This window comes from Acidisphaera rubrifaciens HS-AP3, from assembly GCF_000964365.1.
GTDB classification, from domain to species: Bacteria; Pseudomonadota; Alphaproteobacteria; order Acetobacterales; family Acetobacteraceae; genus Acidisphaera; species Acidisphaera rubrifaciens.
This window is the reverse complement of the sequence record NZ_BANB01000260.1, coordinates 1-3,836: the sequence shown is the minus strand read 5'-3', so window position 1 is coordinate 3,836 and position 3,836 is coordinate 1. Positions and strand designations below refer to the sequence as shown.

Genomic DNA, 3,836 nt, shown 5'->3' with positions numbered 1-3,836 from the left:
AAAGGCGGCGCCTTCAACGGCGGCGGCGGACTGGGCGCGGGCGGCGACGTCTTCATCCAGCAGGGCGCGGCACTGGTCGTGCAGTCCGGCTCGCTGGCCGCCGGCACCGTCACCGGCGGCACCAGCCCCGGCGGCGCCAGCCTCGACGGCTCGGCCTACGGCTCCGGCATCTTCATCCAGGGCAACCAGGCCATCACCCTCGCGCCCCTTGCCGGCACCACTCTCGCCATCAGCGGGGTGATCGCCGACCAAACCGGCTCGGGCGGCACCGGCAGCAACGCCGGCGCCGGCACGCTGGCGATCGACGGCCCCGGCACGGTCGATCTGACCGCCAGTAACACCTACACCGGCGGCACCACGCTCGACGGCGGCACGCTGATCCTCGGGCAAACGGCGGACGCGGCCGGCACCGGCGCGATCACCTTCCAGCCGGATGTCGACTCCGTGCTCGAGCTGAGCTCCAGCGTCGGATCAAACCCAGTGGGGCCGGCCGCCGCCCTCGACGGGTTCCTCCAGGGCGACACCATCGTCCTGCAGAACTTCGAGCTCACCAACGAGAGCACCAGCGGCTCGACGCTGACGCTGGACAGTCTCTTCGGACCGGTGACGCTAAAGCTACCGGGTGTGATGTTTTCCGACCTTTCGATCATGCCGGAGTTGATCGGTGGCAGCGTCGACACCGTGATCACCAGCTCGCAGCCGCTGTGCTTCGAGGCCGCGACCGCGATCGCGACGCCCGATGGACCCCGTCCGGCGGGTATGCTGCGCCCCGGCGACGCCGTGATCGCCACCGACGCGGCGGGCCGTGCCTCGGTCGAGATCGTGCGCTGGGTGGGTATGCGCAGCCTTGCTCTGGCCGCACACAGCGATCCCGAGCTCGCCGCCCCGATCCGCCTCCGCGCCGGTGCGATCGCGCCTGGACTGCCGGCGCGCGACCTATTGCTCTCGCCCGATCACTGCCTTCTCTTCGACGGCCATCTGTTACGCGCCTTTCGTCTGCTCAACGGCGTCAGCGTGGTGCAGGAGCTCACGCGCCCGACGGTTTCCTACGTTCATATCGCGCTCGATCGCCACGCGCTGCTCTCGGCCGAGGGCGTGCCGGCCGAGAGCTATGTGGAGGAGGGCTTTGCCGGCTTCTTCAGCGGTGAGGCGGCCATTCCGGGACCGCTGCAAGACCGCTTGGTGGCCGCCTGCGCGCCGCGCGCGCCGGACGACGCCTTCGCCGCCCGCATCTGGCAGCGCATCGCCAAGCGCGCCGGGGCGGTAGCGCCGCCGCCCGTGCCTTCCCCTACCCTGCACGTGCTCGCAGGCCAACGCGCATTGCGCCCGGTCGCGGTGCGCGGCACGCGTCAGCTGTATGCGCTTCCGCTCGGCACGCGCGAGCTGCGGCTGGTCTCGTCATCGGTCCGTCCGACCGTCGCGCGGCCATGGGCAGAGGACCGCCGCCGCCTCGGCGTGCGGCTCGGCGCCGCGCTGCTGGATGGCGAGCGCGTGCCGCTGGACGGCCCGCGCGCGACCAGCGGCTGGTGGGCGGCGGAGGGCGGCGGCGCCCGTTGGACCAACGGCGACGCCCGCCTCACGTTGCCGCCAGGCGCCGCGACGCTGGAGTTGCGCCTGGACGGACCCGAGCAACTGACCTGCCACTAAGATTTTCCTCCGCCGAGATTTACTGTCCGGCGCAAGGTTGTGATTGACGGTCGCGACGCCCGGCGTCCCCGCCGTGTCACTCGCGCGTCATGGTAACCGCCGGAACTCAGTCGGCCTCTGGGCGCTCCCAGCCATCCAGCGCGCCGCCGGCTTCGAGTTCGGCGATCAGCGGCGCCAGCGGCTCCGCATACGCGCGCCACCGGCCGAGGCCGCGCGCGTTGACAGGCTGGCGCACCTGCGCGTGGCTGACCGTGCGCACCCGGCGCTCCTGTTCGTGGAACCGCGCGCAAGCCGGATCGGGCGGCAGCCCGATATGATCGAGCACCGACGCGAGCGTGGCGTCGAAATCCTCCACCCAGTCCGACAGCCGCACCGTCAGCACGCGCCCCGGCAGCACCGCCGTCCAATGCGCCATCAGCCGGAGCTGCTGCGCGATCGTCCAGCCGAGATCGCCCAGATCGTGCGCGTACGGATGATGGCCGTGAAAACGGAAGGTGAAGATCGACAGGCCGATATCGCGCGGATCGCGCACGCACTGGATGATCCGCGCGGCGGGCATCAGCAGCCCGACCAGCCCCAGATACGCATAGTTGCCCGGCATCTTGTCGACGACGCGCGCCCGGCCCGGCGACAGCGCCCGCAGCGCCGACAGATACGCGGCCGCCGCCGCGTCCAGCGTCGCCGCATCGAGAGCGGCGATCCGGCGCGCCGCCGCCGCGTCCTCCCCGCCGCCCAGCGCGTGGAAGGCCTGCGCCAGCGCGGCACGTTCGCCCGCGCCGTGCACGTCGCGATGCGCCGACAGGATCTGCTCGCACAGCGTCGTGCCGGACCGCGGCATGCCGACGATGAAGACCGGCGTCCGGTCATCGTTGCCGGCGCGCGGTCCGGCCGAGAGGCGATCGGCGGAAAACGCCTCGATGCATGCGTCGACAAAGGCCGCGTGCTCGGCGCGGGAGAATGGCTGCGTCGGCCGCAATAGCGCATGCCCGGCCGACCAGTGCGCAAACGCGCGGTCATGCGCGCCAAGGCCGGACCAGAACTTCGCGAGATCGTAATGGCCCATGATGCGATGCTCGGCCACCGCGTCCGGCCCCATCGCCTCCAGCGCGGCGGCCATCGTCGCGGCCATCCGCGCCGCCCCCGCGACGTCGCCCTCCGCCATCGCCAGCAGCACGCCTCGCCAGTGACGCAGCGGCGCCACGGATGGCGGCATCGGCCCCTGCGCGTCCAGCGCCGCCAGCACGCCGCGCGCCTCCGCCGGCCGGCCGAGATGCAGCAAGGCCAGCGCCTCCTGCAGACGCCAGTGCCGCAGCGCGGCGGCATTGTGCGCCGGCAATCGCTGCGCCCGCAGCAACTTCAGCGCGTCCGCCGGGCGTTCCTGCTGCAGCAGGTCGGCGACGAGATTGAGCCGCGCCGCTACGTTGTCCGGCGCGCGCGCGAGCGTCGCCCGCAACAGCGCCTCGGCGGCGTCGACGTCGCCGGTGAGACGCAGGAAGGCGCCGAGATTGGCGGTCGCGCCGGCATGGGACGGGTCGTGGCGCAACGCATGGCGCATGGCGCGCTTGGCGTCCTCAACGGACCCCTCGCGATAGCGGGCGACGCCGTAATTGACCCATGCGTCCGCCCATGTCGGATCGAGCTGCACCGCCGCCGCGAAGGCCTGCCCGGCACGGCCCGCATCCCCGGCCGCGAGCCACGCCTGCCCATAGGCATAATGCGCCCGCTTGTCGCCCGGGGCCGCGTGACAAGCATCGCTCGCCGCGAGCACCGCCGCCCCTGCGTCGCCGGACGCCAGGGCCGCGATCGCGCGGGCCAGCGCCTCGGCCGGATCGACGCGCTGCCCGTCCCCTTCTGCGTCCGCCATGCCGCTACCCTGCCGCGCGGCGGCCCATCGCTCAAGATTGCGCGCACGGGTCGCGGATGTTCGCCCTCACTGGACCGCGCGACACCCGGGCGGCCTCGCCGGGCGCGCGTCGCGCCGGTCGCGCCGTCCCGGAACCTGCGTCCGCTTCTGACATACGGCGTGTGGCATCGTGCGTGCGGCGCGTGACAGGCTGCGCGCCATGACCGACACGCCGCCCGCCATCACATGGCTCTCGTCGCGACTGGATCGCTGGCCGCCGCCGCCGGAGCGGCAGGCGCTGCCGGGCGTCGGGTGTCTTCTTTTCGGTGTCGGCCCATCGGGCGCC

General features: G+C 72.8%; 2 protein-coding genes. One reads left to right on the top strand and one right to left on the bottom strand.

The window, feature by feature from the left end:
- Positions 1-1,647: Hint domain-containing protein (locus tag B8460_RS08900; RefSeq protein ID WP_048861238.1), on the top strand; the 1,647-nt coding region annotated here is incomplete at its 5' end.
- A 106-nt stretch (positions 1,648-1,753) separates the two neighbouring features.
- On the opposite strand, the gene B8460_RS08895 is transcribed toward B8460_RS08900, so the two are convergent.
- Positions 1,754-3,511 (bottom strand): tetratricopeptide repeat-containing sulfotransferase family protein, encoded by a 1,758-nt coding sequence (locus B8460_RS08895; protein ID WP_048861237.1) that lies wholly within the window; start codon positions 3,509-3,511, stop codon positions 1,754-1,756.
- Positions 3,512-3,836: the final 325 nt, after the last annotated feature.